The sequence below is a fragment of the Aeromonas sp. RU39B genome (assembly GCF_900156095.1).
Lineage (GTDB): Bacteria > Pseudomonadota > Gammaproteobacteria > Enterobacterales > Aeromonadaceae > Aeromonas.
The window spans coordinates 260,734-281,557 of record NZ_FTMJ01000003.1; the positions used below are offsets into that span (position 1 = coordinate 260,734).

General features: G+C 57.4%; 22 protein-coding genes and 4 tRNA genes. 5 read left to right on the plus strand and 21 right to left on the minus strand.

All coding sequences use genetic code 11. The features are described from left to right. Positions 1–79: 79 nt before the first annotated feature. The 12 genes from BW958_RS06495 to plsY form a co-directional block, all read right to left on the minus strand. Positions 80–1,306 (minus strand): tyrosine-type recombinase/integrase, encoded by a 1,227-nt coding sequence (locus BW958_RS06495; protein WP_076574926.1) that lies wholly within the window; start codon positions 1,304–1,306, stop codon positions 80–82. Between the two features lie 184 nt (positions 1,307–1,490). After that, entirely contained in the window at positions 1,491–1,937 is a 447-nt protein-coding gene (locus BW958_RS06500) for a DUF2787 family protein (RefSeq protein WP_076574927.1), read from the minus strand. A gap of 66 nt (positions 1,938–2,003) precedes the next feature. After that, the gene (locus BW958_RS06505) at positions 2,004–2,498 is read right to left on the minus strand and encodes a hypothetical protein (protein ID WP_076574928.1); all 495 of its coding nucleotides are present in this window, start codon (positions 2,496–2,498) and stop codon (positions 2,004–2,006) included. Between the two features lie 19 nt (positions 2,499–2,517). Continuing rightward, complete coding sequence (locus BW958_RS06510) at positions 2,518–3,042, minus strand: hypothetical protein (protein WP_076574929.1); 525 nt, start codon at positions 3,040–3,042, stop codon at positions 2,518–2,520. A 12-nt stretch (positions 3,043–3,054) separates the two neighbouring features. Continuing rightward, entirely contained in the window at positions 3,055–3,273 is a 219-nt protein-coding gene (locus tag BW958_RS06515; protein ID WP_076574930.1) for a hypothetical protein, read from the minus strand. A gap of 110 nt (positions 3,274–3,383) precedes the next feature. Then, positions 3,384–3,806 (minus strand): MGMT family protein, encoded by a 423-nt coding sequence (locus BW958_RS06520; RefSeq protein WP_076574931.1) that lies wholly within the window; start codon positions 3,804–3,806, stop codon positions 3,384–3,386. A gap of 585 nt (positions 3,807–4,391) precedes the next feature. Further along, complete coding sequence (locus tag BW958_RS06525) at positions 4,392–5,141, minus strand: M24 family metallopeptidase (protein WP_076574932.1); 750 nt, start codon at positions 5,139–5,141, stop codon at positions 4,392–4,394. A gap of 262 nt (positions 5,142–5,403) precedes the next feature. Next, positions 5,404–5,479: transfer RNA gene (locus BW958_RS06530), tRNA-Asn, on the minus strand. Positions 5,480–5,507: 28 nt separating this feature from the next. After that, a tRNA-Phe gene (locus BW958_RS06535) sits at positions 5,508–5,583 on the minus strand. Between the two features lie 3 nt (positions 5,584–5,586). Further along, a tRNA-Thr gene (locus tag BW958_RS06540) sits at positions 5,587–5,662 on the minus strand. Positions 5,663–5,714: 52 nt separating this feature from the next. Then, positions 5,715–5,790 (minus strand) — tRNA-Phe (locus BW958_RS06545). Between the two features lie 112 nt (positions 5,791–5,902). After that, a complete protein-coding gene (gene plsY, locus BW958_RS06550; protein ID WP_076574933.1) occupies positions 5,903–6,508 on the minus strand; it encodes a glycerol-3-phosphate 1-O-acyltransferase PlsY in 606 nt (201 codons plus the stop codon). Positions 6,509–6,665: 157 nt separating this feature from the next. Here plsY and folB point away from each other — a divergent pair, with 157 nt between their 5' ends. Together folB and folK are read left to right on the plus strand one after the other, a co-directional pair. Then, entirely contained in the window at positions 6,666–7,040 is a 375-nt protein-coding gene (gene folB / locus BW958_RS06555) for a dihydroneopterin aldolase (protein ID WP_076574934.1), read from the plus strand. After that, entirely contained in the window at positions 7,037–7,540 is a 504-nt protein-coding gene (folK, locus tag BW958_RS06560; protein WP_076574935.1) for a 2-amino-4-hydroxy-6-hydroxymethyldihydropteridine diphosphokinase, read from the plus strand. The genes folB and folK overlap by 4 nt, the downstream gene beginning before the upstream one ends. 51 nt (positions 7,541–7,591) lie before the next feature. Here folK and mdtD read toward each other — a convergent pair whose 3' ends face one another. Genes mdtD through BW958_RS06575 form a run of 3 tightly spaced genes read right to left on the minus strand, consistent with a single transcriptional unit; the run spans position 7,592 to position 11,535 of the window. Next, complete coding sequence (gene mdtD, locus BW958_RS06565) at positions 7,592–8,995, minus strand: multidrug transporter subunit MdtD (RefSeq protein WP_076574936.1); 1,404 nt, start codon at positions 8,993–8,995, stop codon at positions 7,592–7,594. Between the two features lie 9 nt (positions 8,996–9,004). Further along, a complete protein-coding gene (locus tag BW958_RS06570) occupies positions 9,005–10,132 on the minus strand; it encodes a CobW family GTP-binding protein (RefSeq protein WP_076574937.1) in 1,128 nt (375 codons plus the stop codon). Between the two features lie 2 nt (positions 10,133–10,134). Next, positions 10,135–11,535 (minus strand): D-arabinono-1,4-lactone oxidase, encoded by a 1,401-nt coding sequence (locus BW958_RS06575; RefSeq protein WP_076574938.1) that lies wholly within the window; start codon positions 11,533–11,535, stop codon positions 10,135–10,137. A gap of 270 nt (positions 11,536–11,805) precedes the next feature. Here BW958_RS06575 and BW958_RS06580 point away from each other — a divergent pair, with 270 nt between their 5' ends. Then, the gene (locus BW958_RS06580; RefSeq protein WP_076574939.1) at positions 11,806–12,792 is read left to right on the plus strand and encodes an LLM class flavin-dependent oxidoreductase; all 987 of its coding nucleotides are present in this window, start codon (positions 11,806–11,808) and stop codon (positions 12,790–12,792) included. 3 nt (positions 12,793–12,795) lie between these two features. On the opposite strand, the gene BW958_RS20170 is transcribed toward BW958_RS06580, so the two are convergent. Together BW958_RS20170 and BW958_RS20490 are read right to left on the minus strand one after the other, a co-directional pair. Then, complete coding sequence (locus BW958_RS20170; RefSeq protein WP_179078823.1) at positions 12,796–13,431, minus strand: GGDEF domain-containing protein; 636 nt, start codon at positions 13,429–13,431, stop codon at positions 12,796–12,798. After that, positions 13,374–14,249 (minus strand): cache domain-containing protein, encoded by an 876-nt coding sequence (locus tag BW958_RS20490; protein ID WP_083687255.1) that lies wholly within the window; start codon positions 14,247–14,249, stop codon positions 13,374–13,376. Before BW958_RS20490 ends, BW958_RS20170 begins: the two co-directional genes overlap by 58 nt. Positions 14,250–14,439: 190 nt before the next feature. Between BW958_RS20490 and BW958_RS06590 the strand changes: the two genes are divergently transcribed. Together BW958_RS06590 and BW958_RS06595 are read left to right on the plus strand one after the other, a co-directional pair. Next, positions 14,440–14,859, plus strand: a complete 420-nt coding sequence (locus tag BW958_RS06590; protein ID WP_076574940.1) for a bleomycin resistance protein — start codon at positions 14,440–14,442, stop codon at positions 14,857–14,859. Between the two features lie 107 nt (positions 14,860–14,966). After that, a complete protein-coding gene (locus BW958_RS06595; protein WP_076574941.1) occupies positions 14,967–15,458 on the plus strand; it encodes a 2TM domain-containing protein in 492 nt (163 codons plus the stop codon). 91 nt (positions 15,459–15,549) lie between these two features. Here BW958_RS06595 and BW958_RS06600 read toward each other — a convergent pair whose 3' ends face one another. The 4 genes from BW958_RS06600 to BW958_RS06615 all read right to left on the minus strand — a co-directional run bounded on the left by BW958_RS06600 (position 15,550) and on the right by BW958_RS06615 (position 20,690). Beyond that, positions 15,550–16,191, minus strand: a complete 642-nt coding sequence (locus BW958_RS06600; protein WP_076574942.1) for an RpiB/LacA/LacB family sugar-phosphate isomerase — start codon at positions 16,189–16,191, stop codon at positions 15,550–15,552. Positions 16,192–16,424: 233 nt separating this feature from the next. Further along, positions 16,425–17,207 carry a phosphoadenylyl-sulfate reductase gene (locus BW958_RS06605; protein WP_076574943.1) on the minus strand — a complete coding sequence of 261 codons (783 nt, stop codon included), beginning with the start codon at positions 17,205–17,207 and terminating at the stop codon, positions 16,425–16,427. After that, complete coding sequence (gene cysI / locus BW958_RS06610; protein ID WP_076574944.1) at positions 17,197–18,909, minus strand: assimilatory sulfite reductase (NADPH) hemoprotein subunit; 1,713 nt, start codon at positions 18,907–18,909, stop codon at positions 17,197–17,199. The genes BW958_RS06605 and cysI overlap by 11 nt, the downstream gene beginning before the upstream one ends. Next, positions 18,909–20,690, minus strand: coding sequence for an assimilatory sulfite reductase (NADPH) flavoprotein subunit (locus tag BW958_RS06615; protein ID WP_076574945.1), 1,782 nt, complete (start codon positions 20,688–20,690; stop codon positions 18,909–18,911). The genes cysI and BW958_RS06615 overlap by 1 nt, the downstream gene beginning before the upstream one ends. Positions 20,691–20,824 lie beyond the last annotated feature (134 nt).

The following is a 20,824-nucleotide window of genomic DNA, read 5'->3' on the forward strand; positions in this document are numbered from 1 at the left end:
ATGCCGACGATCGCGTCGAGGCGCCGAGTTTGTCCGTCAGCTCGTCACAACCGTCGGCATTTTCCCTGCCTTCCTCCGCTTATCCTACCCGTTGCACGGTAAGCGGCACTGCGTTGGCTGCACTGGGTGCCGTCAATGCCTGCTCAACACAGTTAGCTAACTGAGCGCTGGTATGTCGCAGTCTGCTGGCATGAAGATGGGCATACCGTTGGCTCGATTGGCTGCTGGAATGCCCCAGCTGTGCCTGTACGTCATACAGCGTTCCTCCACTTGAGACGATCAAGGCCGCGACCGAGTGGCGGCAGGTGTGAATGCAAACTTGCCCTTCGACTTGTGCACGTTTCAACATCCTATTGAATGGCTTGGTGACGTTGTTCAACGGCTGCCCCTGCTTCTGTCCTGGGAACAGGTAGGGGTTTCCCGCTATCACCGGCGTATCCTGCAAAACCTGCATCGCCATATGATTCATATGCAGGATCCGGCTCTTGCCGTTCTTGGTGTGCGGGATGAACAGCGTCTGATGCACCTTGTCGATATGCTCCCACTTGGCGAGCCTCAACTCATCTTTGCGCAGCCCCGTCAGCAACAGCAATTTCACGTACTGCCCTGCATAGCGGTTCTCGTCCGCATCCGCAGCCATGAACAAACGCCGGATCTCAGCCTTATCGAGGAATCGGGTTCGCTGGTTGTTCTCGGGGAGTGTCTTCAGGTAGACCAATGGATGCTGCTGCAAATATCCCATCCGTACACTCCATGTCAGGATAGCCTTGAGTAAGGTGGTGATCCGGTTGTTGGTGGCTGGCTTGCACTGGCACATCAGGCTGGTTTGCAAGGCTTGCCCTTGCTCCAAATTGATTTCCGATAACAGCCGAGAGCCCAGCGCTGGTTGCAGGTGATCCCGGAACCGCTGCTCGTCGTTCTGCCAAGAGCGTTTATGGTGCTTGGCATAAGGCAGGTAATGCAGCTGGAACAACTCATGCAACGTGAGCTCTTGCCGCTTGTCTTCCTTCAATTGCTTGGGGTCGATGCCCTGTGACAGCAGCCGTTTATACTCCGTGGCAATCTCTCTGGCCGTGTTCAGGTCTACGTCTGGAAAGCGCCCTATGGCAATAGCCCGCTTGCGGCCATGCCACAGATACCGCATTAGGAACTTCTTGTTGCCCTCCCCTTTCCCCACCAAGCATTTGAGCCCTGAGATCTGGGTGTCGCTGTATTCGGCTTCCGTGGATTTTGCATTTGCGGGATTGGGTGGCAACGCCTCAATCGCTTTTTGGGTGAAGCGAAAACGAGATGGGAGATCTGACATAGTGGAACTCCTGTTAACTAGTGTGAGCGGGGGGGCTGGCATTGCCCCAAGAAAAAACAGCACAGGGAGGTCGGATCCCTGTGCCGGTCTGGTGGTACTGATTTATCTGTTGGTGGTGATGTTGGCCGCTGATGGTTTCCCAACTCGCGGCCAACGGCTTTCCGGTCGATATCTGGTCTGGGCGTCAGTCTGGCGTCACTGTCAGGGTGAAAACGCCCATCTGCACGTAGCAACAAAAACTCTGCTGCCAGACGTCAAACCACTCATTCACCTCTGTAGGGAAAATCTCTCCCATCATCGAATGGGTGTACTCCCCCATGCTGAAATCGAAATCCAACTCCTTGGCCAACTCGGTGGACCAGCCTTGGCCAACATAGGCAAAGTCAGTGACGTAGCGTAGATGCCAGCCGTCATCCCAGCGTTCAAGACGGATCTCGACAGGGTGATAGCCTCCGGTTGTTGCGCTGTAGTCAGGATCTCGGTAGTTGAGGGTCAGAGCTGCTGGTGATGTGCCATCCGGGATCTCATCAGGGAAATCCTCCAGCGCCGAGCTGATGGCCTGCTCCAGTAGCGTTTGCAGGTCGTGACTTATCCTCACAGGCAAGCCCGTGATAATGAGGGTAGGTTTCATGTTTGGTTCTCTTGAAGTGAAAGGTGGGGATTCGAGTGATGGAATAGAGCGGGCTGACGATGTGGGTTAGTTGGTGGTGCTGACCTCTGGCAGCTTGGCCTTGAGGCTGTCAAACCACTCGGTATGTTTACCCGTGATCAGATGGCCGAAACGCACTTCCGGTACCGCCTTGGTCAATTCCAGATGGCGTAGTACGGCGGCCAGGAATCCCGCGTTGTTACTGCTGCCTTTGAAGTGCCAGATCACCTTGAACAGGCCGGAAGTAAACGCCTTGTCCGGCTGTTGTTCGCTAAGCAGATCGATGACTTGTGCCAAGCTGAACCACTCCTTGGAACAGAGGCCCCCGCCACTACTACCGGACAGACGGATCAACAGATCAGCCCGCTCGGACTCATGGCCAATCTCATAACCGACAGTGGTAGTTGAGCCTGGCGAGAGCAAGGTTGCGACACCACTGGTCAAGATAACCTTGGCAGGCAGCGCGGGTTTATCGCTGGCCTTGTTCTCGGGCTGGGTATTGGTCTGCTGGCTGGCGGCTTGCTTGCTGGTCTTGCTGTTCATATTGGGATCCTCGGGTAAATCAGATAATGGATTTCAGATAGATGGTGGTGCCCAAGTCGGGCTGTGCCTGTTCAGGTTTGGGAAGGAAGGCAAGATGCTGGAATACCGGGAGTGGCGCCGACAGGGCATAGAACGGTGTGCCGTAGCCAGTGAAGCGATAGGGCTCCCATGCTTCCACTTCTGGGAGAGGCAGCCAGAACACGGCATCTTCTGCGCAGTCGATCAGCTTGATAGTGCCCGCAGCCAACCGCCAGTAGTCAGCGTAGTAACCGTTGTCGTCATCCCTGACTGACTCGCCGGTATGGGATGCTATCGAGATCAATACTTCAGGCGCTTCGCTGTGCAGGGACTTGGCCTTGAGGACGGTCGCTTCTTTGATCACGACCAGCAGCACAGGCTGATTTTCATCTGGCAGGAACTCAGGAACATACAATCCGTTTGTAATGACCTCCTGCATCAACAAGCTCAGCGTTTGCCAGCTGTAGGCATAACCCTTTAGCGTCTCGTGGGAAGCGTATTTCCCTTCTTGAATGAACTCATCCATGGCAAATCCCCCTTAGTCCGCTGGCCCAGTGATATAACCGATAGTGCCGCCGATGATGGTGCCTGCGACGGCTCCGGGGATACCGCCTCTGGCACCTACGCCCGCACCGGTGATAGCGCCTTTGATCGCCCCCTTGGTGCTGCCCTTTACCGTGAAATCAATACTGCCGTCTCTCATTGGCTTGATGCTGATCGCAGCTACTTGTTTGCGCAAAATTTGGTGGATAAACATGCTCTGTCCTTTGGGTCGTAGATATGAAAAAGGCCCTGAGTGGTTAGCTCAGGGCCTGATGTTCTGGATGAACATGGATTTAATATGTGTTTGAAGCGCACACAGATACGTTAGAGGTAATCAGCCCACTCCAGTTCTTCACGTGTCCTTCTTAAAGTTCCCGATGATGGCGTTCTATATAGATGCCATTTTGTACTCCACACCTTGCGCTGCTCCTCCTCCAACGTTGACCCTTTAGGTATCAAGTCCTCCCAACCCGGTGTATTTGTGTCTTTAATCACGACAATACAACTCAGCGGAGGGAGATCGTTGTAGAGGCAGTAGAGAGATACGATACCCAAGGCATTTCCCAAAGTGATGCCAGCTTGAGGTTGATATCCAAGCAGCTTAGCTAACTCACCATAGGTGATTGTTTTTCCTGGATTAAAAAGCACCCAGCCCGATAATATAATCCATATGAAATGTGCCTGTTCATAACGCCTAGCGCCTGACGCAGGTAAAGATTTGAGTTTCGGAATTTGGACTTTAGCCATTACACCCTCCAGATTGTGTAAAATTGCACAAGCTGTGCATTTATGCACAAACAAGGTTCCTCTTAAATCCCGCCGAAGTCAAATGGGATAAGCTATCTCACCATTCTCTGCCTGTAGACCGGATATCCCCCAGACCCGCACTGAACATATCAGATCAACTCAGCTTCGGTGACTTTTGACATCAGGCTTACCGCCCACTCTCGCTCTTGCCTGACATTCCCTCTGGTTGCGTCTCTCCGGCCCTCCTCCGGTCTTACCATAGCCAATACACTCAGCGTTAAAAGACCGGAACTGCCGACCGGAAACACTGAACTGGCCTACCATGCACACCTGCACTGCCACACGGTACTGGCGGCTCTCAACCTAACCAAGCCCTCCAGCGGCAAAGACCGGAGCAGACGACCGGAGAAATGGCCTGTCGGCAGGCTCGTCTATCTACTCATCTCGGTAACGAAGTGCTCCACTGGCATACCTTGGCCGCACAGACCTGATATAGACCGGAACGGCTTATGACACGGTAACTCACAGCCGAAAATGCAAAGAGGCTCCGAAGAGCCTCTTTTTGTTTCCGTGTCTGAACCCTGCTCAGCCCAGCAGCATATAAAGCTGATGACCGGCCACACCGGCGCACAAGCCGCCGACCGTGTGGGCGACAATGGCGCAGGAGGTGAGGTGACGATAGCCGAGGGCATCGAGCATGGTGGTGTGGGTGCTCAAAAAGCCACTCCAGCACATCCCCATGGCGGTAAACACCGCGACCTCGTTGCCGGTCATCCACCCCTTGGCGATAAAGGGGGGCGCCGGTGACATGGCGGCACCAATACCATGGCCTATACATTTAACCGCCAGATGACACTCCAGTCGCTTGACGGCATCGTCGATAGCATGGGAAATGGTGCTAAACGCAACACCCGGTTTGATATGTGAGATGCCGACCAGCAAGGTGGTATAGGCTGAGTCGATCAGGTGCTCCTTGACAGGATCCACCTCACCGATGGAGAACATGCGACTGGTGTGGCCAAACCACCCATCCTTGACCACGGCCAAATCGATATTGAGAACATCCCCCTGCCTAAGTTCACGATTATCTGGCCGACCACGGGAGACCACATCGTTCACCGAGGTGTAGATCGCCTTGTCAAACCCGCGATATCCAAGATAACCGGGCTCAGCCTGATTAGCGGCGATTTTCTGGCGACATAACAGATCCAAAGACTCCGTTGTCACCCCCTCAATCACATGAGGGATCAGCCAATCCAGTACGCTGGACGCAATACCTGCCGCAACCCGGATATGTTTGAGCCCATTGTCATCATGGATAGCTATTTCGCGCATCAAAGTGACCTCTACCGCATCAGAACACCGATGTTAAGCCCCACACATCGCAACGACCGTCGAGCCCAGAGACAGGGAATAAAAGGCAGCAGTTGAAACTCATTCTTACTAAGTAAAAAGTATGGATGTCCAGCTCATACTTAAGACACTGTCAGAAGTAACAGTTACCCAGAGGCCAGGCGAAGCACAAGCAGTGAAGGAAGGGGCATCGATAATACACAAAAGCAAAAAGCCCGCTCAACTGAGCGGGCTTTTCATTAGATGGCTCCCTCGACAGGACTTGAACCTGTGACATACGGATTAACAGTCCGCCGTTCTACCGACTGAACTACGAGGGAACAAACTTTTTGCAGCGTACTGCGAAGGTGGTGCCCAGAGACGGAATCGAACCGCCGACACGGGGATTTTCAATCCCCTGCTCTACCGACTGAGCTATCTGGGCAAATGGTGCCGGCTACCGGAATCGAACTGGTGACCTACTGATTACAAGTCAGTTGCTCTACCTACTGAGCTAAGCCGGCACACTATAAACCATTGTGCGTTAAACCAAATTGTTGGCATACCACACTAAAGTGGTGCCCAGAGACGGAATCGAACCGCCGACACGGGGATTTTCAATCCCCTGCTCTACCGACTGAGCTATCTGGGCGTGGGCGCTATTAAACGGATTTTGGGGCGGCGGGTCAACGGGAAATTTTAGTTTTTGTCTCGTTCGTCTTTTTTTTGTTCATCAACGGTGATTTTATCAACTCTGTAGCCGATTACTGGCCCCGGCGCTGCAGGCGGCGCCACACCTTGGGCTCTTCACCGCGCATCAGCCGGACAATGTTCTCGTGATGGCGAATCAGGATAAGACAAGAGAGCAGTGACACCGGCAGGGTGTATTCGGGCTTGAGCAGATAGGTAAACAGCGGCGTCAGCAGCACTGTGACTATCGATGCCAGTGACGAATAACCGCTGACCACCAGCACCAGCAACCAAGTACCGATCGCCAGTCCCCCCATGCCAAAACCAATGGGGAGCATGGTACCCAGCGCGGTCGCGACCCCTTTGCCACCACGAAAGCGGAAAAACACCGGGTACATGTGACCAAGGCAAGCGGCCACACCGATAAAGCCGAGCATGACCGGCATGATGCCAAAGAACCAGGAGAGATAGACCGGGATCAACCCTTTGAGAATATCCAGCACCAGCACCGCGACAGCCGCACCACGGCCACCCAGACGCAGTACATTGGTGGCACCGGGATTATGGGATCCGTTTTCGCGGGGATCGGGCAGACCAACGGCCCGGGAGATCAATACGGCGCTGGAGAGCGAACCTCCCAGATAGGCCAGGATAATCATCAAAACCGTCAGGGCCGTCATTGTGATCGTTCTTACCTTGCGGTGAATGGAGTAGAATGCGCAATCCGAAGCCAGTACGGGAGATTCATCCGTGCCCGCTTACTCCGGCAGAAGGTCTGCCTGCGCCGATTCGGTTGAACCGGCGGCAACACATCAAGATTAAAGAAGAAGTAGTGCTATGGACAAGGTGTTTATTCGCGGTCTGGAAGTTTTATCCACAATTGGGGTATATGACTGGGAGAAGGAGATCCGCCAAAAGCTGGTGTTTGATCTGGAGATGGGATTCGACAATCGCCCGGCCGCGGCCACCGACGATATTGCGCTGGCGCTCGACTATGCCACCCTCTCGGAGCGCATCATACAGCATGCCACCACCCAAGTGGTTGAACTGGTCGAAACCATGGCCGAGCAGGTTGCGACGCTGGTGCTGGCCGACGCCCGTGTGCAGTGGGTGCGCGTGACCCTGACCAAGCCAGGTGCGGTCTCCCAGGCCAGCGGTGTTGGCGTCGAGATTTTACGCCACCGCACACCGAGCGTAAGCGAGGCCTCATGACCCGCATCTATATCAGTCTGGGCTCCAACGTCGAGCGCGAGCGCCACATTCGAGCCGGACTGGACGGGCTCTATCGCCTGCTCGGGCCACTCGATGTCTCCCGCGTGTTTGAAAGTGAAGCGGTCGGCTTTGCCGGTCGCCCCTTTTACAATCTGGTGGTCGGTGCCGACACCGACCTCCCGCTGGCCGAACTCAGCCATGCCCTGCGCGAGCTCGAGTTCGCCCATGGCCGCGAGCAACACGCCAAGAAGTTCTCGCCACGAACCCTGGATCTCGACCTGCTGCTGTTTGACGATCTGGTGTGTGACCAACCGGTGAACCTGCCACGCGGTGAGATCCTCACCAACGCCTTCGTGCTGTGGCCGCTCGCCGAGATCGCCCCCGAGTGCCGGCATCCGATCAGTGGTGAGTCCTTCGCTGCGCTCTGGCGTGCCTATGACAAACGCAGTCAGCGCCTCTCGCCAATTACGTTTATCTGGTCGCCTCCCAGCGCTCAGTGATGCAAAAACGGGAGGCCAGTGCCTCCCGTTCTTCCTGATAACACCTGCACCTTACTCGTCGTGATCGTGCCCGACCCGGGATGAACTCACCGTGTCACTGCTGCCACGCAGCTGGGCAAAGATCAGTGCCGCCAGCATCGACATCAGGCCGACCGAGACATAAGTCAGATGAAACGTCGGCAACCAGTTGTCATGAGATTGCTGGAATACACTCAGCAAGCTGGCCGAGACCGCAATCCCCATACTCATGGCCAGTTGCATCACCACCGAGAGCAGGCTGTTGCCGCCACTTGCCTGCGCCGGTTCGAGATCCTTGAGCGTCAAGGTATTCATGGCCGAGAACTGCAGCGAGTTCAGCGCACCAAACAGTGCCAGCCAGCAGAGTAGCATCGGATAGGGGAGATCTGGCGTTATCAGTGAAAAGCTGCAAATCACGGCGCCGAGGAGCAGCGTGTTACCGACCAAAATACGGCGATAGCCGACCTTGGGGATCAGGCGGTTGACCAGCGTCTTGGTGAGCATGGCACCCAGCACAGTCGGGATCATGGTGACGCCGGCCTGACTGGGTGCAAAACCGAGTCCTAACTGCAAAAACAGCGGGGTTAGAAACGGCATGGCACTGCTGCCAAGGCGAGCAAACATGTTGCCCAAAATACCGATGGCAAACGAAGGGGTCTTAAACAGCGACAAGGCAAACAGCGGCTTGTCGGCGTGCGCGGCATAGAGCCAGTAACCCGCCATGGCCGCCAGTCCGGCCAGCAGCATCAGCAGCGATATCCCCAGTGAAAAGCTGCGCTCCCCCATCCCCTGCAGGCCCAGCGAGGCCAGCACCAGCCCAAGGCTGAACAGGATAAACCCCTGCCAGTCGAAGCTGCGGGTTGGTTGGCGCAAATCCGGCATAAATTGCCAGCAGACCATCATGCCCACCAGCCCCACCGGCAGGTTGATAAAGAACACCCAGTGCCAGGACGCTACCTCGACCAGCCAGCCACCGAGCGCCGGGCCAATCAAGGGGCCGAGCAACCCGGGAATGGTGACAAACGACATGGCGCGCAGCAACTCACTGCCCTGAAAGATGCGCAGCACCGCCAGCCGGCCAACAGGCACCAGCAAGGCACCGCCAATCCCCTGCAGCACCCGCGCGCCTATCAGTAAGGGCAGATTGGGCGACACGGCGCAGGCCAGCGATCCTAGCGAAAACAGCGCAATCGCCAGCAGATAGATACGCCGGGTGCCGAAGCGATCGGCCAGCCAGCCGGAGGCTGGGATCAACAGCGCCACGGTCAGCACATAGGAGATAACCACCGACTGCATACGCAGCGGACTTTCGCCCAGTGACGCCGCCATCGCCGGCAGTGCCGTATTGAGGATGGTGGCGTCGAGCGCCTGCATGAAAAAACCAAACGCAGCGAGCCAGGGCAGGATCTTGCGTTCAAACACAGTCACGGTGGACATCAACACCTCTTAGGATTGCAGCCCTAACATGGCACGCATCCGCTCCTCCAAAGAGGGCTCCGGCGCCTGCAGCGTAGTGGTAAACAGCGCCTCGATGCCGGCGCGCTCACTGCGCCGCACGATAAACACCAGCTTGGACTGGGCTCGCCCTTCCGGCCAATCGCCGAGCGACTGCAGCGGATAGAGTTGACCATGAACCCCGTGGATCACCACCGGCAGGCTCTCCCCCTCCAATTGCAAAATGCCTTTGAGCCGCAACAATGCATCGCCATATTGCTCCTGAATCGCCTCGATGGCGGCCAGCAGGCGACTGGCCTTGATGGGCTCGCCAATACGCAGTGAAAAACTCTCCACGTCGGTGTGCTCAAAATGAGTCGGCGTGGTGGCCCCGACCTGTGCCACCAAGGGGGCCAATCGGGGTTTCATCGGCGAGGCCAACCCCTGACGGGGCGCTTCGGTGCGCAGCCAGGCCAGCACTTGGCGCACATCGCGCCCGGCGGTTGCACTGTAGGCCCCGAGCTGTTCAAGCAGGGTTGGCGACAGGGCACCGTGGCTGACCCGGTGGATCGGCGCAGCCGGATTGAGGCTCATCAGCCGTCCCTCGACGGCCTGCAGCGTCTGCTCATCGACCAGATCGCCCTTGCTGATGACCAGCAGATCGGCCAGCGCCACCTGTTTGACCGCTTCATATTGTGAACTGAGTTGCTGCTCGATATGGCCGGCATCAACTACGGTCACCGTACCATCGAAGCGATAACGCTGGGCGACAAACCCCTCTTCACGCAGGGTAAACAGCACAGGCGCCGGATCAGCCAGCCCGGTGGTTTCGATAATCAGGCGACGAAATGGTTTGATCTTGCGCTGAATCGCTTTCATGAAGAGCGCTTGCAGCGCCTCCACCAGCGAGCCCTGCACCGAGCAGCAGATACAACCGGAATCGAGCAGCACCACCTGTTCGTCAATCTGCTGCACCAGATGGTGGTCAAGCCCCACCGAACCGAATTCGTTGATAAGCACGGCGCACTCACCGAGCTCGGGTTGTTTGACCCAATGGTTGAGCAAGGTGGTCTTGCCACTGCCAAGAAAACCGGTCAGAAGCGTCACGGGAATGCGCGGATCGTTGGCATCGGTAAGCATGTTCAAGCCTCCGGTTTGGCGGAAAACAGGGTTTCCAGCCAGGGATTGGAAAAACGGCCGGCCGGGTCAAGCTGCTGACGCAGGGCAACGAAGTCGTTCCAACGTGGCAGTTGCCGGGCAAAATCATAAAGGTCCAACGCAAGATGCTTGCCAAAGTGTGGCACACCGCCAAGCGGTGCCAGCAGTCGCTGCAGCTCATGCATCTGATCGAGCGAGCCGCCGACAAAGGTACCATCTGCCGCGAGGTAAACCAGAAACCCAATCCAGCACACCTCACGGCCATAGGCCGGGCTTAGCCAGGCGTTGGAGGGGCCGCAGCAACGCAGGATAAAGGGGTAATGAAGCACGCCAGGATTAGCCTGCTGCCAGCTATCGAGCAGGGCAAACGCTTCGTCCATCCGCTCAAGCGGCACCGCAATCTCACAGTTGATCTGCGGCGCAGGAATGCCCTTGCACAGCAGCTGATAGACGTTACCGACCAGATCCGAGGCATCCTTGAAGCGACGCACCGTTTCGAAATGCTCGCCGGCATGGGCCTCATCCTTGGTATCACGCGCCATTTTGGCCAGGGTTTGGTCCACCGTGGCGTTCATGCTGGCATCGGCTGCCACCGACAACGTCAGCGGTTGATCGCCATTGGCGTGATAGCGCGCGACCTCTTCATCACTGGCCGGATCGACCAGCCAGAGATGGCACTCACCCGTCCAGGCAAACCACCAGCTTTTGACAAAGGCATGCTGACGATTGAGCGGCTCGTGCTGGTCACGCAGCCACTGGGCGTCGGTGGTCAACTTGCGGCAACGCATGATGCGATTGGGCACAGTGGCCAGGGTCACCTCGAGCAGCACACCAAGGCAGCCCAGCCCCATCACGAACGCGCCAAAGCGCTCGTCACTGCGATCGACTGTAATGATTTCGCCGCTGGCCAGCATCACTCGCAAGGCGAGCACTGCATCACACAGGGATGATTGGGCCAGCCCCTGGCCATGAGTGCCGGTGCTCAGCGCGCCCCCCAAGGTCTGGATGCCTATGACGCCGGGAGAGGCCGGCAGCATACGATTCATCGCCACCAGTTCGGCATACACGGTATCTAGCGGTGTGCCGGCCCGATAGGTAACGCTCCGCTCGCCCACCGCCACCTGACCACTGAGGTAGCAGAGATCCACCAGCAGGGCATCCGGATCATCAAAGACACTGTGGATTGGTTCGAACGAGAGGGTAGAGCCCACCAGACGCAATCGCCGGGTCGGCGCCTCGGTCAGGCAGCGCTGTAGCTCTTGCTCGCTACGGGGCCGAACGACCTGTTCGACCCGGGCCAGAGGGTTGGTGCCGGACCAGTTGAGCAACACCTGGCTGTCATCCAGTGACCTGATACTGTGAAATGCCTGGAAACGGACCGTCATCCCCTCTCCTCACCGATACAAAAACGAACCGTGATTTTAACCAAAAGGCCCGGGCAAGGCATGAAAAACAAGACCCTGCAGAGGGTGGTTCTATTGCGATATAGCGGACAGGAAAGATTTGGACTCAATGCAATCCTGTGTTAAGAACGTCATAACTCGTCCGAACAATGTTCCCCAGCAGAGGACCCTTGGGAAGATCGAAGCGGATTATCATGACCGGGCTCCCGCTGCTGGCTTGGCGGGGTGCGACTGTTATCTACGGAGCAAGACATGAGTATTTCCTACTCCCTGCTGGACCTGGTTCCTGTTGCGCAGGGTTCAACGCCGGCCATCGCCTTTCAACACTCCCTCGATCTGGCCCGTCATGCAGAAAGCTTAGGTTATACCCGCTACTGGCTGGCCGAGCACCACAACATGCCGGGCATTGCCAGCGCAGCCACCTCGGTGCTGCTCTGCCATCTAGGCAATGGCACCTCCCGCATCCGTCTCGGTGCCGGCGGCATCATGCTGCCGAACCACTCACCGCTGGTGGTGGCCGAACAGTTCGGCACTCTGGCAGCCCTGTTTGGCGATCGCATCGATCTGGGGCTGGGCCGGGCGCCGGGCAGCGACCAAGTAACCATGCGCGCCCTGCGCCGCCGTCAGGAGAGCACGCTCGATGAATTTCCTGCCGATGTGGCCGAGCTCATCGGCTATTTTGGCGAGTCACATAGCCCGGTGCGCGCCGTGCCCGGTCGCAACCTGCAAGTACCGGTCTGGCTGCTCGGATCCAGCCTCTATGGCGCTCAACTCGCCGCTGCAATGGGGCTGCCGTTCGGGTTTGCCTCCCACTTTGCGCCCGCCATGTTGCTGCAGGCGATCGAGATCTATCGCAGCCAATACCGCCCCTCGGCACGTTGGCCCAAGCCATATGTGTTGGTGTGCGTCAACCTGATTGCCGCTGACGACAGTGCCACCGCTCGCCGACTGTTTACCTCGGTACAGCAGCAGTTTCTGCGTCTGCATCGCGGCGATGCCGGTGAGCTGCCTCATCCGGTCGATGATCTGGAAGGATATGGCGCCCACGAATTGCTGGCGATGGAACGCACCCTCGCCCGCTCGCTGGTCGGCAATCGTGACGACATCGCACACGGCATCCGCGCCCTGCTGGCCGAAACCCGCGCCGATGAGCTGATGTTTAATGCTCCCATCACCGATCACGAGGCGCGCAAGCACTCTTTCACGATTGGGGCAGAAGTGATGAAAGGGTTGCAGTAGCCGTCAGGCAAACTGCCAACGATTGCGGCCGGCGTGTTTGCTCTGATAGAGCGCCGCGTCGGCCTGCTTGATAAGGGGGGCAGCCGCACCGCTTCCAGTGGCGGCGCCCATGCTGAGCGTGACCTGACAATCGCCTTCACGCCACAGTTGCCGCTGCATACGCACTGCAAGCTGCTGCAAGCGGTTAGCCACCTCGCTACGGGGCGCATCAAGGATAATGGCAAACTCATCGCCACCAATGCGGTAGGCATGATCCAGTCCGAAGACGCAGACCAGCACGTCCGCGATACGGCGCAGCACCAGATCGCCAAACGGATGGCCGAAGTTGTCATTGAGCGCTTTGAAGTGATCCACGTCGATCATCACCAGGGTGTAGACCTTCCCAGCGGCAGCGCGCAGCGCCAAATCATCATCAAAAGCGCGCCGGTTGAAGATCCCGGTCAAGGGGTCCAGACGCAACGCCTTGCGATGAGTCAGATATTCCCGCTCAATTTGTTCCAGTTCAATCAGACTCTTGTCTACAAACCAAGCCGACAGACGGTCGGATTTATGCTCCTTGTCAGGCTCGTGGCCCAGTTGACTCAGGCGTCCTTCAACCAGGTCCAGCTCATGGCGAAACACCCGCAGCAATGAGCGCAATCCGATAAATCCTGCAGCGACCATGGCCAACAGGGGCAACAGGATAAACAGTTCCGGATAGAGCCACTGATAGAGCTGGCGGGGGGTAGCTCCCAATCGACATAGGAGAGTGGGTGCAACATGAGCGCCCCCTTGCTCAATAGCGAGAGATTCATGTCATGCGGCAGCATGGGGACAAGGTCAGAACGCAGTCCACCCGGTTGGCTGATAGAGAGCAGATTGCCGCTGCTGCGCTCGCGCAAAAACAAAATGGCATCCATCGCGCCCAGTGAGCGGTCCAGCGCCTCCTGCAGCAAGGTCAACGACATGTCGACCATCATGATGCCAATGGTCTGGCCCGATGCATTGACCAACCGCTGGCCTAATGTCAGCACCATCTCACCCGATTTGTACTCGGGATAGGGGCCGATCCAGTGAGGACTTTCCGGTGTGGTGTGGGCCAAGGCATACCAAGGACGCGTCGTCGGATCGTAACCTTCCGGGATCTCCCACTCTGGATAGCGATCCAGTCGCCCCGTATCCATGTGATAGAAATAGATATAGTGATCACGCGGTGCCATGCGCTGCACCACCTGCCACAAAGGGCTGTAGGCCGATTGTCCCTGCTCCAGCGCCGAGCGGTCCAAGCTGCCTACCAGCACATTGAGTTGGTATTCACTCTCGCGGATCAGCTCACGCAGGTAAGTCGTTTCCAGCGTCTCCAGTACCTGATGATAACGCTCCAGGTGGAGCCGGACACTGGTTCGGTAATTAATCGCCGTCACCACCAGGGTCATCAGCACGATCATCACCCCGATCAGCAGTGAGAACTGGATCATTAAATAGTCGAGACGTGAACGATTAGAGTGCACCATGAATGAGCCAATGATTAATTAATCACCGATGCATAATATCGTCCATAAACCGGATATCTGTCCAATTCATCAGTAACGAATCGTGACATACACCTTGACGAATCGGTGCCAAACGCTGAGGTTAACCGTTTAGCCTCGCTACAACGGACTCATGATGAACTGGAACCCTATGGTGCCCGAGTTGACGGTCACTGACCTTGAGCGCTCGCTGCACTTTTATTGCGAACTGCTGGGCTTTTCGGTGCGCTTTGCGCGCAGCAATCCCCCCTTTGCCTATCTCGACCACGAGGGGGTGCAATTGATGCTGGAGGCCTCCCATGCAGGTGGTTGGCAAACCGCCGAGTTAATCGCTCCGTTTGGCCGTGGCATCAATCTGCAGATGGAATTTGCCGACATTCAGCCCCAGCTGGAGCGGCTACAAACGGCCAACTGGCCACTGTTTCGGCCATTAACCGAAAGCTGGTATGCCGCTGACGAGGTGGAAAACGGTCAGCAGGAGTTTTTGGTGCAAGATCCGGACGGTTATCTACTGCGCCTGACCCGCTATCTGGGTGAACGGCCAATCCAACGATAACTAATTGATTTAAATTGAATGTCAGGGGAATGTCGGGCCAGTGTCGTCGCGCTTTCCCCCGTTTTCCCCCTAGGCTGGCGCTGTCATATCACACCAGGGAGCCTCGAATGATTGTCAGGAAATTGAGATTGCAGCGCGGTTGGTCACAGGAGCAACTGGCCACTTTGAGCGGGTTGAGCGTGCGAACCGTGCAGCGCATTGAGCGAGGGCAAACCCCGGGGCTCGAGTCTCTCAAGGCGCTGGCATCCGTCTTCGAGGTGGAACTTAGCCAGCTGCAGGGGAATAGCGACATGAACGACACCACACAACCGCAAGACAACACGACATTCGGCGTGACCCGGGAAGAGAAAGAGGCCATGGAGTATGTGCAAAATCTCAAGGGGTTCTATGGCCACCTACTCAGCTATGTCGTGGTCATCAGCGCACTGTTTGTCATCAATCTGATGAGTGATCCCGACTATATCTGGGCCAAATGGCCGATGCTGGGATGGGGGATTGGCTTGGCGCTGCATGGTGTGCGGCTATTCAAACTGCCCACTCTACTCGGCCCCGAGTGGGAGCGGCGTCAAATTGAGAAGCGGCTGGGGCGCAAACTGTAAACCTTATAAAAGGCGAGGCCCGCCAAACGGCGGGCCTCAAGGTCAACACAGGAGCTCAGGAGGAGAGGAGCGTGCTGACCTTGTAAACTGATCAGGCAGCCAGCACGGTCTTCAGGTAGTCGGCAATGACGGCGTCTTGGCAGTTGGCAAAGAAGTATTCCTGGAACTTCTCGCCAGAGATGGCGGTCTTGAGCAGATCCTGATCGATGTTCTTCAGGATGGTCAGCATATCCTGATGGGTCACTTCTTTAACCTGAGAGAGAATACCGCGGTTCTTGGCCATGATGGCAGCACGCTCACGCGGATAGCCCAGACCACGCTCACCTTCAAACAGCTTGCGATACACGTCTTGCAGATTCAGCTCGGCCGCCCAGCCAAAACCCTTGGCATATGGCATGGAGATAGCGTTACCGTCGTTGATCTGGCCAAACAGGAAGGCGTCGGTCGGGTCGATCACCAGGCCACACTGCACGCCCGGGAAGGAGTTGGCCGCCAGCATGGCGCCCATGCCGGTACCACAGCCGGTGACCACGAAGTCAGCCGCCTTGCTGTTGAGCAGGATGGCAGTCAGCAGACCGTTCATCACGTAGGTCAGCTGGGTCTTGTCTTCCGGAGAGTACATGCCGTAGTTGTAGACGGTATGGCCCATGGGCTCGGCAACGGCCTTGAGCGCATTGAAGATCACTTCGTTCTTGGCGGCTTGGCTGTTTTCGTTGATGAGTGCAATTTTCATGGTGCTGGTCCGTTTCAAAAAAGGGAATGAAGTCCGATGGATGGGTTGCAAGCACGAGTCCATGTGACTGGGCTGGCAACCTGAATGAGAAGTAGGATAAACGGCGAAAAAGAAAAAACAAAACAACATTTCACTATTTTTTCATTCTTTTCTTTTTTTGTGAGCAAGGTCAGAACTTCACCACCAATAACAACGCCCGCATCAGCGGGCGCAGTCACTCATAACACAAAATATCAGATGCCGGAGCCGTCCTGCTCGCCGCTCTCTTCGTGCAGGCCACATTCACGCTTGAGACCGAAGAAACGGGTCTGCTCCTCACTCATGCCCGGCTCCCACTTGACGGTGGTGTGAGTGTCCCCGACCGACAGATAGCCCTGCTCCCACAGTGGGTGGTAAGGCAGATCGAACTCTTTGAGGTAGTAGTGAACGTCCTTGTTACTCCAGTCGATCACCGGCAGGAACTTGAAACGGCCACGCTGAACCCCGAGGATCGGCAAGTTCTGGCGGCTGCCGGATTGCTCGCGGCGCAGCCCCGAGAACCAGGTGCGCGCGTTGAGTTCACGCTGGGCGCGCTCCATCGGCTCGACCTTGTTGATCTGGTTGTAGCGGGTGATCCCCTCGACCCCTTGCTCCCACAGGCGGCCAAAACGGGCCTCTTGCCAGGCCGGTGTCAGCTCGGCGCGATAGATCTTGAGGTTGAGCGAGAGCCGCTCGCTCAACTCATCGATAAAGCGATAGGTTTCCGGAAACAGATAACCGGTATCGGTCAGCACCACCGGAATATCGGCCTGCTCACGACTGACCAGATGCAGCATCAGTGCGGCCTGAATACCAAAGCTGGATGAGAGGATGTGGCCCCCCGGCAGGTTGGCCAGCGCCCAGCGCACCCGCTCGGGCGCGCTCAGTTTTTCCAGTTCGCGGTTATAGGGGGCCAGCGCCTCGGCTTGCTCCTCCCGAGAGAGCAGCAGCAGGGCATCCAGATCGAGCGGCCCGCTAGCGAGCACATTAGGCAGCATAGAAATCCCTCGCAGAATCAATCACCGGCGCCACAATGCCGGCACGAATCACGAAATCACCAAACGCTTCCCCGGCTTCGCGCTCCAGTGCCCAGCGACCGATCAGTGAATCGAGCTCGGCCAGGATCTGCGCTTCGGTAATGTTCTCCCGATACATGCGCGGAATACGGGTTCCTTCCAGGTTGCCACCCAGATGCAGGTTGTAACGGCCGGGAGCTTTACCGACCAGGCCGACCTCGGCCAACATGGCGCGACCGCAACCATTGGGGCAACCGGTGACGCGAAAGATAATCGCATCATCAGCCATACCGTGGCGGCTCAGCAGCCCTTCCATCTCGGTCACGAATGCCGGCAGGAAGCGCTCCGCCTCGGCCATCGCCAGCGGGCAGGTCGGCAGTGCCACACAGGCCATCGACTGTTTGCGCTGCTCACTCACGCCATCGTCAAGCAGACCATGCTGACGGGCCAGCGCCTCGATCTTCGCCTTGTCGGCGGCCGGTACACCGGCAATGATCAGGTTCTGGTTAGCGGTCAGGCGAAAATCCCCCTGATGCACCTTGGCAATCTCGCGCATACCGCTTTTAAGCGGCTTGCCCGGGAAATCGAGCAGGCGACCGTTTTCAATAAACAGGGTCAGGTGGTGTTTACCATCCACCCCTTCAACCCAACCAAAGCGATCACCACGGCTGGTAAATTCGTAGGGGCGCACCTCACCAAACGCGATACCGGCGCGCTTTTCCACCTCGGTCTTGAAGGCCTCAACGCCAACCCGCTCGAGGGTATACTTGGTCTTGGCATTCTTGCGGTTAACCCGGTTACCCCAGTCACGCTGGGTGGTGACCACGGCTGCCGCCACCTCCAGCACATGGGAGAGCGGGATAAAGCCAAAGTCGCTCGCCTTGCGCGGATAGGTGCTGGTGTCGCCGTGAGTCATGGCCAGACCGCCACCGACCAGCACGTTGAAGCCCACCAGCTTGCCGCCCTCAGCAATGGCCACGAAGTTGAGATCGTTGGCGTGGATGTCCACGTCGTTGTGCGGCGGGATCACCACTGTGGTCTTGAACTTGCGCGGCAGATAGTTGGAGCCGAGGATCGGCTCTTCATCCTGACCGAGCTTCTCGCCGTCCAGCCAAATCTCCACATAAGCGCGGGTCTTGGGCAGCAGATGCTCGGAGATCTTCTTGGCCCACTCGTAGGCTTCCTGATGCAGCGCCGATTCCACCGGGTTGCTGGTGCACAGGACGTTACGGTTCACATCCCCTGCGGTGGCGATGGAGTCGATGCCAGTGCTGTTAAGCAGTTGGTGCATCGACTTGATGTCACGCTTGAGCACACCGTGGAACTGGAACGTCTGACGGGTGGTCAGGCGGATGCTGCCATAGAGGGTGCTCTCTTCGGCAAACTTGTCGATTACCAGCCACTGGGCCGGGGTGATGATGCCACCGGGCAGACGGGCCCGCAGCATGACGTTGTGCAGCGGCTCGAGTTTTTGCGCGGTGCGCTCGGGGCGAATGTCGCGGTCGTCCTGCTGGTACATGCCGTGAAAACGGATCAGCTGGAAGTTGTCACCGTTAAAGCCACCGGTCAGCGGATCTTGCAGATCCTGCTCTATGGTGCCGCGCAGGAAGTTGCTCTCGCGCTTGAGGCGCTCGTTATCGGAGAGCGGCCCTTCCACCGGGCCGGGAACAGTTTGCTTGCTCATCAGTAGACATCCCTCTGGTAGCGTTTGGCACGACGCAGTTCGCTCACATATTCTTCTGCTTCTTCACGGCTCTTGTGGCCGTGTTGGGCAATCACATCCAGCAGGGCTTCCTGCACATCCTTGGCCATGCGGTTGGCATCACCGCAGACATAAAGATGAGCGCCCTGCTCCAGCCAGGCAAAGAGCTCGGCGCCTTCCTGGCGCAGGCGATCCTGCACATAAATCTTTTCGGCCTGATCCCGGCTAAACGCCAGAGAGATCTTCGACAGCAAGCCACTCTTCACATAGCGCTGCCACTCCACCTGATAGAGGAAATCCTGGGTGAAGTTCGGGTTGCCAAAGACCAGCCAGTTCTTGCCCGGCGCAGCTTGCGCCTCACGCTCTTGCATAAAGGCGCGAAACGGAGCAATACCGGTACCGGGGCCAATCATGATGACCGGGGTGGCCGGGTCAGCCGGCAGGCGGAAGTTGTCATTGTGTTCGACAAACACGCGCACCTCGGCGCCCTCTTCCAGCCGATCGGCCAAATAGGAGGAGGCGGCGCCACTGCGCACCGTGCCATCTTGTTGCGGATAGCGCACCACACCGACGGTGAGATGCACCTCCTCTTCTACTTCGTGCTGACTCGAGGCAATCGAATAAAGACGCGGCGTGAGTGGGCGCAGCAGACCGGTCAGTTGCTCGGCGCTAAGCGGAGTCGGGAAGCGCTTGAGCACATCGACCACCTGAGCCGAGGCCACCAGCGCATTGACCTGCGCCTTGTCACCGGCCAGATCCTTGAGTGCGGCATGATCACAGATCTCGGCCAGTCCGGTGATAAAACCACCGTGCAGGCGAGTCAGCTCGAAATGACGGGTCAGTGCCGCGCGCAGCTCACCGTGCGCCGTGGCTTCGCTGCCGGTGAGACCGGTCAGCGCCAACAGCTCATCAACCAGCGCCGCATCGTTGTCAAACCAGACACCGAGTGCATCGCCAGCCTGATAGGTGATACCGGACTCTTCGAGACTGATTTCGATATGGCGAATATCCTTGACCGAGTCGCGGCCAGTGATCTTTTGAACCACCGACAGACGCGCCGGGAAGGGATTCTCTTTGTGATACTGACTGTGACCGACCGCCTGCGCCACCGCACCGGCAACGCTGGCGGCTGCGCCGGCATTGAGGGTGGCAGCCAGCGCGCTCAGGGCTTGTTCGCCCCAGCTGGCCGCAGCAGACTGGTAGTCAACATCCAGCAAGGCACTCTCATGCACCCGCTCAGCGCCCGCCTTGGCGAGGAAGTCATCGAAATCCTTACCGGTCTGGCAGAAAAATTCGTAGGAGCTGTCACCAAGTCCGAGCACGGCATATTTCAGGCCGTCAAGTTTGCCAATCTTGCCCTTTTTCAGCTGCTCGTGCAGATCGACGGCGGGCTCGGGCGGCTCGCCCTCCCCGTAAGTGCTCACTACCACCAACAGATGAGTTTCTTTCTTCAACTGCTTGGGTTTGTAGTCGGCCATGGAGGCCAGCGTCACGGCAATACCCTTGCTTTGCGCCAATTTGCGCAAGCTGTCGGCCGCCCCCTTGGCGTTACCGGTTTGGGATCCGTAGAGAATGGTCAGAGAGCCGCTAGCGGCCACCGTGGTTGGCGTTGCACCGGCAGTCACCAAGGGGCTGCCAGTTTGGGAAAGACCGTAAAGATAGCCACTTACCCAGGCCAGTTGCTGGGTATTGAGACCGGAGAGTACCTGGGAGAGCTGATTCTGCTGCTCATCCGACAGGGGGGAGAGACCCTTCAAAGACATAGCTCACATCTTCCTTGGACAGGTTTTTTTGCAGACTACTTGCCAGCGTGCCTAACAACAAAGAATAAAAAAGCATTCTTTATATCCGACATAAGGAATAAGGTCATAAAACCGCTCAAAGTGTGGGCGAACTG

What these genes read in the sequence shown, in the direction of transcription:
- folB (WP_076574934.1), top strand. Translation starts at nt 6,666, where the DNA reads ATGGACAAGGTGTTTATTCGCGGTCTGGAAGTTTTATCCACAATTGGG.
- BW958_RS20490 (WP_083687255.1), bottom strand. Translation starts at nt 14,249, where the DNA reads ATGATCCAGTTCTCACTGCTGATCGGGGTGATGATCGTGCTGATGACC.
- plsY (WP_076574933.1), bottom strand. Translation starts at nt 6,508, where the DNA reads ATGACGGCCCTGACGGTTTTGATGATTATCCTGGCCTATCTGGGAGGT.
- folK (WP_076574935.1), top strand. Translation starts at nt 7,037, where the DNA reads ATGACCCGCATCTATATCAGTCTGGGCTCCAACGTCGAGCGCGAGCGC.
- mdtD (WP_076574936.1), bottom strand. Translation starts at nt 8,995, where the DNA reads ATGTCCACCGTGACTGTGTTTGAACGCAAGATCCTGCCCTGGCTCGCT.
- BW958_RS06590 (WP_076574940.1), top strand. Translation starts at nt 14,440, where the DNA reads ATGAACTGGAACCCTATGGTGCCCGAGTTGACGGTCACTGACCTTGAG.
- BW958_RS06615 (WP_076574945.1), bottom strand. Translation starts at nt 20,690, where the DNA reads ATGTCTTTGAAGGGTCTCTCCCCCCTGTCGGATGAGCAGCAGAATCAG.
- BW958_RS06600 (WP_076574942.1), bottom strand. Translation starts at nt 16,191, where the DNA reads ATGAAAATTGCACTCATCAACGAAAACAGCCAAGCCGCCAAGAACGAA.
- cysI (WP_076574944.1), bottom strand. Translation starts at nt 18,909, where the DNA reads ATGAGCAAGCAAACTGTTCCCGGCCCGGTGGAAGGGCCGCTCTCCGAT.
- BW958_RS06575 (WP_076574938.1), bottom strand. Translation starts at nt 11,535, where the DNA reads ATGACGGTCCGTTTCCAGGCATTTCACAGTATCAGGTCACTGGATGAC.
- BW958_RS06510 (WP_076574929.1), bottom strand. Translation starts at nt 3,042, where the DNA reads ATGGATGAGTTCATTCAAGAAGGGAAATACGCTTCCCACGAGACGCTA.
- BW958_RS06605 (WP_076574943.1), bottom strand. Translation starts at nt 17,207, where the DNA reads ATGCTGCCTAATGTGCTCGCTAGCGGGCCGCTCGATCTGGATGCCCTG.
- BW958_RS06495 (WP_076574926.1), bottom strand. Translation starts at nt 1,306, where the DNA reads ATGTCAGATCTCCCATCTCGTTTTCGCTTCACCCAAAAAGCGATTGAG.
- BW958_RS06515 (WP_076574930.1), bottom strand. Translation starts at nt 3,273, where the DNA reads ATGTTTATCCACCAAATTTTGCGCAAACAAGTAGCTGCGATCAGCATC.
- BW958_RS06580 (WP_076574939.1), top strand. Translation starts at nt 11,806, where the DNA reads ATGAGTATTTCCTACTCCCTGCTGGACCTGGTTCCTGTTGCGCAGGGT.
- BW958_RS06570 (WP_076574937.1), bottom strand. Translation starts at nt 10,132, where the DNA reads ATGCTTACCGATGCCAACGATCCGCGCATTCCCGTGACGCTTCTGACC.
- BW958_RS06595 (WP_076574941.1), top strand. Translation starts at nt 14,967, where the DNA reads ATGATTGTCAGGAAATTGAGATTGCAGCGCGGTTGGTCACAGGAGCAA.
- BW958_RS06520 (WP_076574931.1), bottom strand. Translation starts at nt 3,806, where the DNA reads ATGGCTAAAGTCCAAATTCCGAAACTCAAATCTTTACCTGCGTCAGGC.
- BW958_RS06525 (WP_076574932.1), bottom strand. Translation starts at nt 5,141, where the DNA reads ATGCGCGAAATAGCTATCCATGATGACAATGGGCTCAAACATATCCGG.
- BW958_RS06505 (WP_076574928.1), bottom strand. Translation starts at nt 2,498, where the DNA reads ATGAACAGCAAGACCAGCAAGCAAGCCGCCAGCCAGCAGACCAATACC.
- BW958_RS06500 (WP_076574927.1), bottom strand. Translation starts at nt 1,937, where the DNA reads ATGAAACCTACCCTCATTATCACGGGCTTGCCTGTGAGGATAAGTCAC.